The organism is Rhizobium sp. KNZ2-6A (assembly GCF_056755475.1).
Map to the genome: position 1 here is coordinate 78,265 of NZ_JBNDIC010000028.1, position 7,013 is coordinate 85,277.

The 7,013-nt window shown below is 61.5% G+C and carries 7 protein-coding genes; 5 read left to right on the plus strand and 2 right to left on the minus strand.

What is annotated here, in order from left to right; all coding sequences use genetic code 11:
• Positions 1-34: 34 nt before the first annotated feature.
• From ACPYOP_RS19605 to ACPYOP_RS19615, 3 genes are all read left to right on the plus strand, one after another.
• Positions 35-1,180, plus strand: a complete 1,146-nt coding sequence (locus ACPYOP_RS19605; protein WP_481412003.1) for an iron-containing alcohol dehydrogenase — start codon at positions 35-37, stop codon at positions 1,178-1,180.
• A gap of 1 nt (position 1,181) precedes the next feature.
• Entirely contained in the window at positions 1,182-2,681 is a 1,500-nt protein-coding gene (locus ACPYOP_RS19610) for an aldehyde dehydrogenase (protein WP_481412004.1), read from the plus strand.
• A gap of 69 nt (positions 2,682-2,750) precedes the next feature.
• Entirely contained in the window at positions 2,751-3,872 is a 1,122-nt protein-coding gene (locus tag ACPYOP_RS19615) for a mandelate racemase/muconate lactonizing enzyme family protein (RefSeq protein WP_481412005.1), read from the plus strand.
• Between the two features lie 62 nt (positions 3,873-3,934).
• Here the strand turns inward: ACPYOP_RS19615 and ACPYOP_RS19620 are convergent, their stop codons facing one another.
• Positions 3,935-5,140, minus strand: a complete 1,206-nt coding sequence (locus ACPYOP_RS19620; protein ID WP_481412006.1) for an acyltransferase family protein — start codon at positions 5,138-5,140, stop codon at positions 3,935-3,937.
• Between the two features lie 171 nt (positions 5,141-5,311).
• Positions 5,312-5,887 (minus strand): NADPH-dependent FMN reductase, encoded by a 576-nt coding sequence (locus ACPYOP_RS19625; RefSeq protein WP_481412007.1) that lies wholly within the window; start codon positions 5,885-5,887, stop codon positions 5,312-5,314.
• A gap of 74 nt (positions 5,888-5,961) precedes the next feature.
• Between ACPYOP_RS19625 and soxR the strand changes: the two genes are divergently transcribed.
• Together soxR and tnpA are read left to right on the plus strand one after the other, a co-directional pair.
• Positions 5,962-6,426: a redox-sensitive transcriptional activator SoxR gene (soxR, locus tag ACPYOP_RS19630; protein WP_481412008.1), complete on the plus strand. Its 465-nt coding sequence runs from the start codon at positions 5,962-5,964 to the stop codon at positions 6,424-6,426.
• An 86-nt stretch (positions 6,427-6,512) separates the two neighbouring features.
• Positions 6,513-6,953: an IS66-like element accessory protein TnpA gene (gene tnpA / locus ACPYOP_RS19635; protein WP_481412009.1), complete on the plus strand. Its 441-nt coding sequence runs from the start codon at positions 6,513-6,515 to the stop codon at positions 6,951-6,953.
• Positions 6,954-7,013 lie beyond the last annotated feature (60 nt).

Here is a 7,013-nt window from a genome sequence, read left to right on the forward strand (position 1 = left end):
ATGATTTTCGGCAGCTTTTCCAAGGGGATCCCGCGTGTCCTTTTCCATTTCCGCCATTCCAGACATTCGTTTCGGTGAGGGGGCGCTCTCCGGCCTTCCCACCGCAGTCAAATCCTTCGATGGCGTCGGCGCCGTTCTGCTTGTGATCGATGCCTTTTTGGCGCAGTCGGGCCTTGCCGCCAGGATCAGCGCCGAGCTTGCCGAGGCCGGCGTGAAGACACAGGTCTTTTCCGATTTTGCCGGTGAGCCGAAGCTTGCGCATCTGCACGCGGCGATCGAAGCCGGACAGGCGGCGGATATGGTGATTGGTATCGGCGGCGGCTCGGCGCTCGATATCGGCAAGATCGTCGCCTGCTGCATCGCCTCCGGTGAAGATCCGATGCATTATGCGCTGGCCGCCAATCCGCTGCCGAAGACTCCGCTGAAAAAGGTCATGATCGCGACTACGGCCGGGACTGGTTCGGAGACATCGGCGACGAATATCTTCGCTGGCCCCGAGGGCAAGAAGCTCTGGATCTGGGGGCCGGAAACGAAGGCGGATCTCGTCATTCTCGATCCGGCGCTGACGAAGACCTTGCCCGCCAGCCTGACGGCATGGTGCGGGCTCGATGCCTTCATCCACGCCTTCGAGGCGGCGACGAACCGCAACACCCATCGCGGCGCGCAGTTCTATGCGCATCAGGCGCTGCGGTTGCTGACCGGTGCGCTGGAAACGGCCGTCAGAGAGCCCGAGGATATGGCCGCTCGCGGTGATGTGCTGCTCGGCTCCTGCTTTGCCGGCATCGCCATCGACAATTGCGGCACGGCAATCGCCCACAATATCAGCCATGCGCTGGCGGGCCTTGCTCCTGTCCATCATGGGCTTGCAACGGCGCTCGGCTTCGAAGTGACGCTTCCGTGGCTGGTCGAGGCGGATACGTCAGACCTCAATGCCGCAGCCAAGGTTTGCGGTGTCGATAGTGCGGCTGAGCTTCCCGCTTTCATCTCCGACTGGATGGACCGTTGCGGCATCGTCCGCGCTCTGCCCGCGGCCTTCAAGCCATTCGATGAAGCCGATCTTGCCCGTGAAATGCGTGCGCCCGAAAACCAGCCCATGCGGCGCTCGACGATCCGCGACGTGACGGATGCCGATATCGACCGCTTTGCCGCTGCCATCATGGCGCTGCCGAAAGGAATTTGAGATGACCAAGACCTATACGCGCGACTATTGGGAAGGTGTTCTTTCCGGCCTCAAGCCCGAAGGTCGTCACTTCATCGATGGCGCCCATCGCGCCGCCGCATCGGGCGAGACCTTCACCCGTATCCGGCCGATGGACGGCAAGCCCGGCGCTGAACTCGCGCGCGGCAATGCCGCCGATGTCGATGCCGCCGTCACCTCTGCCCGTGCCGCCTTCGAAAGCGGTGTCTGGCGCAAGAAAGAGCCGTTGGAAAAGAAGAAGATCATGCTGAAATGGGCCGAACTCATTCGCGCCCATGGCGATGAATTGGCCATGCTCGAGACGATCGATGTCGGCAAGCCGGTTATGGCATCGCTTGGTGTCGACGTGCGCCTTTGCGCCGACGGCATCCAGTTCTACGGCGAAATGATCGACAAGATGTATGACGAGATCGCGCCAACCGGCCCGAATGCCCGCGCATTGGTTCGTAAAGTGCCGCTCGGTGTCATCGGGGCGATCACGCCCTGGAACTATCCGATGATCATCGATGCCTGGAAGCTCGGGCCGGCGATTGCGGCTGGCAATTCCGTGGTGCTGAAGCCGGCGGAACAATCCTCGCTTTCGGCGATCCGTCTTGCCGAACTCGCGATCGAAGCAGGCTTGCCGGCTGGCGTCTTCAACGTCGTCACAGGCTACGGCGAAGAGACCGGCAAGCCGCTGGCGCTGCACATGGATGTCGACATGATCGCCTTCACCGGCTCGACCGAAGTCGGCAAGCTGATCATGGGTTATGCGGCGCAATCGAACGTCAAGCGCGTGGCGCTGGAGCTCGGCGGCAAGTCGCCGCTGGTGGTGTTCGAAGATGCCGATCTCGATGCCGCCGCCGTCGCGGCTGCTTGGGGTTGCTTCTACAATTCCGGCGAGACCTGCCATGCCTCGACGCGCCTGATCGTGCAGCGGTCTGTGCAGGAGAAGCTTATCGCAAAAATCGAGGCGGTCACGCGCTCCGACATCGCGCTCAAGCATCCGCTCGATCCCTCGGCGCAGATCGGCGCGCTCATCGAGGAAGAGCACATGAACAAGGTGCTGGCGATGATTGCGGCCGGCGAAAAGGAAGGCGCGTGCCGTGCCTTCGGCGCCGAGCGCGTCTTGAGCGAGACTGGCGGCTATTATGTCTCGCCGGGCGTCTTCGTCGACATGACCAATGACATGAACCTGGCGCGGCAGGAAATCTTCGGCCCGGTACTGGCAGCGATTCCCTTCGATACCGAGGAGGAGGCGCTGAAGATCGCCAACGACACGATCTATGGGCTTGCCGGCGCTGTCTTCACCAAGGACATGGATCGCGCCCACCGCTTTTCCGAGGCGATCCACGCGGGTACGGTGTGGATCAACACTTACGACATGTCGAACTTCGCCACGCCCTTCGGCGGCTTCAAGCAATCCGGCTTCGGCCGCGATCGCTCGGTGCATGCGATCGATAAATATTGCGATTACAAGACGATCTGGCAGCAGTTCGGTTGAGGTTTGACATGATGTGATCCCGAAACGCGCTTCGCCTTCGGGACCACGCTTCGGGAGAGGGGAGTTACCATGAGCAAGATCGTTTCCATCGAAATCACCCATCATCGCCTGCCGCTCGATCCGGCGTTCAAGGCGAGCTGGGATGGCCGTCCGCGCCGGCATTTCGATGCGACCATCGTTCGCGTCAGGGATGACGAAGGCCGCGAAGGCATCGGCTCCGGCGACCTGATGAAGGGCTTCGAGGGACATGAGGACCTGTTCATCGGGCAGGACCCTCGGCACGTCGAACGGCATTATGAAGTCCTGTCGCACATCAACTTCCATTATGGCCGCTGCTGGCCGATGGACCTGGCGCTGTGGGACCTCTCCGGCAAGATCACCGGCGAGCCGGTCTGGCGGATGCTCGGTGGCCGCGCCAGCCGCGTGCGGCTCTATGCCTCCTCCGGCGTGCTGCGCGAATCCTCTGCCATGGCCGATCAGGCCGAACGCTATATCGATGAAGGCTTTCCGGCCATGAAGGTGCGCTTCTCATCGTCTTCGGGCGGCCGTGGCGGCTGGCGCGAGGATGTCAAGGCGCTGGAAGCGATCCGCACCCGCGTCGGCGACCGGCTGGAGCTCATGGTCGACTGCAATCAGGGCTGGCGTATGCCCTGGGATACGACCTTGCCCTGGACCTTCAAGGATGCGCTTGCTGTCGCGAAGGAATTGGAGCGGCTCGGCGTCTACTGGATGGAAGAGCCGCTTCACCGCTCGGACCGCAAGGGCATGAAGGAACTGAAGCAGGCAACCTCGGTCCGGATCGCCGGCGGCGAGATGACGCGCGAGCTCTACGAGTTCCGCGACATCATCGAGGAGCGTGCCTTCGACGTCATCCAACCCGATGCCGCTCTGGTCGGCGGTATCACCGGTTGCCGGCGGCTGGTCTATCAGGCCCGTGAGGCGGGCGTGCAGTTCACCCCGCATTCCTGGACGAACGGCATCGGAGTGCTGGCCAACGCGCATCTGACCGCCGGGGTTGGCGATGCGGCCTGGCTCGAATATCCCTATGACAATCCGGAATGGAGCGAGGCTCGCCGTGACTATCCGATGGCATCGCCGCTCAAGCACGATGCCGGCTGGCTGGATCTCGGCGTTGCGCCGGGGCTTGGCATCGTTCTTGATGAGGAGCGTCTGAAGGCGACGCGCATATAAAGGCGCCTTCCGAATCCTCAGCCTTATCCGTTTACCCCATCACATAGCGGGGCAATTGCGTGTCACGCGGTGACGGGTCGTGTCACCGTGTTTTCTCGTGTCCGTGCCCACTGGATGACGGGGCGTTCGAGCAGGATATAGCTCAGCGTGCCGATGGCGAAGATAATGGCGGTTGCGATGAAGCTTGAGACTACCCAGCCGCCCAGCACGTCGTCCGAGCCGACACCGAAGGATGAAGGGAAGAGCTGCGGCATCAAGGTCAGCACGATATCCTGCCAGATATAGACGCCGAAGGAGACGGTGGCGATGTAGCGGGTGAGGCCGTTGTCGAGCAGCCTTGCCAGCAGTAGCGATTGCGGCAGCGCGCAAAGCGCGATCGCGACCGCCACGGGAAGCAGCGGAAATTGATAGGGAATGCCGAGCCAGGCATAGCCTTCTCCCGCGCCGCCGATCGACTGCGGCAACTGCCATGCGCCCATGACGATCGCCAGCGCTCCGATGATATCGTAGATTGCCGAGCGGCGCGGCGGGAGGATGGTCTGGATTCCGGCAGCCAATGCGCCGATCGCAAATATCGCGAAGAAGCCGATGGGGTTATAGCGCGGCATCCATTCCTTGGCGCCGCCCTGGAAGCCATGTAGCCATCCCTTCCCGAGACTATCGGTCGGGAGATAGGTGACGACAAGCCAGTGGCCGATCAATGATACAGCGATGATGCCAATCCAGAGCAGACGGCTGACGAGAGCGGAGCGTGGCTTCGCATGGAACAGCAGCAGGAAGCCGATCGGCAAGAGAACATAGCAGGTCGTCTCGAAAGGGATCGACCATAGGGGACCGTCCCCCTGCACCGGGAAAAAGGTGCGCCAGTGCCATTGGCTCATCAGAAAGAAGCCGGCGATGTAGCGGCCGACCAGCTCTCCATCGAGCGCAAACCCGTAGACCGTGAAGCTGATCAGGAAGCCGACCGTCAGGGCAAACCAGAAACCCGGCAGAATGCGTGCTGCGCGGCGCATGGCATAGATTTTCAGCGAAGGTAACGGCTGGCCTCTATCCAGCGCCAGCCAGAAAGGCCGCGCAAGAAGAAAGCCGCTGAGAACGAAGAAGACCGAGACGCCGTGATTGCCGAAACGCGCCAGGATGAAGGTCAAATCCAGGTTCGGCGGGATTTTGTAGAAGTTCATGCGAAGCACGAGATGGTGAACGAGCACCATCAAGCATGCGATGGCGCGCATGAAATCCGCTCCTCCCAGACGTCTTCCGTTCTCCATTTCCGTATCCGCCGAAATTCCCTCTCCATTGGGTTAGGTCATCGCGGCGGTTTCGGCAAGACGGATCCCCGAAAGCACGACGCCCGGACCCATGGCGCAGGGCCCGGGCGTCGAACCGATCTCCCGTACCTGCCAGAAACGAGAGACCGGATTCGGATGTTGGAAGGAGGATCAGGCGGCGACGGAGCGATAGGGGCGTGTTGCGCGCGCCGGCTTCAAGGCGTTGCTCCACCAGTTCAGCCGCGCAATCAACAGCACCAGCGATTTGCGGGCGTCCAGCGGATTTTCCAGCGAGCCGTCCTCGGCAAACCTGCCCCAGGGATTGGCGAAGCTGACCGTATCGCGCACGGTAACGGCATGCAGTTCGGCAAAGACCAGCCGCAGCTGCTCGACGGCGCGCAGGCCGCCGGAAATGCCGCCATAGGAAACGAAGGCGACGGGCTTGCCGTGCCACGGCTCATAGACGAGATCGAGCAGGAATTTCAACGAGGCCGTGAAGCTATGATTATATTCGGGCGTGACGACGATGAAGGCATCCGCGTTCGAAAGCCGCGCCGAAAGCGCGGCAACGCCGGGATGCTCGCGGTCATGCTGGAAGGGCAAGTCGAATTCGAGGGGATCGATCAGGTCGATATCGATGAGGGGATAATGCGCCAGTTCCCGAGCGACCCAGTTGACTATCCGGTCACACAGGCGGCCTTGGCGGGTGCTGCCGTAAATGATCGCCAGCCGGGTTCTTTCTGTCATATCTTGCTCCTGCTTTACGCGGTTTGGAGCTCGGGTTATAAAACCTCAAGTAAAGTTGAGGTCAATAGCGCAAAATGGGAAAAATCGAACCTGGTCAATTTTCCAAGCAGCTGACGGTGGGCGAGGTGGCGGCGCGCAGTGGCGTAGCGGTCTCCGCGCTGCATTTCTACGAGGCAAAGGGGCTGATCGAGAGCCATCGCAGCCGAGGCAACCAGCGGCGCTATCCGCGCGAAGTCCTGCGCCGGGTCGCCATCATCAAGGTGGCGCAAAGGGTCGGCATTCCGCTTGCTGAAGTCCAAGCGGCGCTTAAAGCCTTGCCGCAGGGACGCACGCCGACGGCTAGCGACTGGAAGGCGCTCTCGGAAGTGTGGAAAGACGATCTCGACGCGCGCATCGAACGCCTGCAGGGGCTTCGCGACCAGCTGGACAGCTGCATCGGCTGCGGCTGCCTGTCGCTCGACAGTTGTCCCTTGCGCAATCCCTGGGATAGGCTTTCCGAGGAAGGGGCGGGACCGCGGCTGCTCGATCCCGAGGAGTGAATTAAACGTAAGCGCACAATTCGCGGCACCTGTTCATTGAAAATCGAATGAAGGAGTCTGTGTCCACAACGGAGACTGTGGACATAATGGCATTGGATATCTTGACTGGATCGGAGCCCCTTCGGGCTGTGAAGGTTCTTTCCAACGGGAAGCGACGGTTCGATCCCATCGAGAAAGACCGTCTGATCGACGCTGCAATGAAGCCCGGCGTATCAGTCGCCCGCCTGGCCCTGGCGCGCGGCGTCAACGCCAATCAGTTACGCGATTGGGTGAAGCTTCGCCGAAATCGGCAGGCCCAAGACACTTTGACGGTCGTTGCAGGGCCGGAAACGTCGGCCTTTGTTCCGGTGGTTGCAGCGTCGCCGACTGCGCGGCAGCCCGACATGCCGGCCCGGTCATCATCGGCAGGAATGCGGCTGATGGCGTCTTTGCCGAATGGTGTGCGGCTTGAACTTGAGAATGTGGATGAGCGTGCCCTTTGCGCGATGATCGAAGTTCTGGGGCGGTGCGATGTTCCGGCTGGCTGACGATCTTCGCGTCTATCTTCACCGGGACCCGATCGACTTTCGTGCGGGGATCAATAGCCT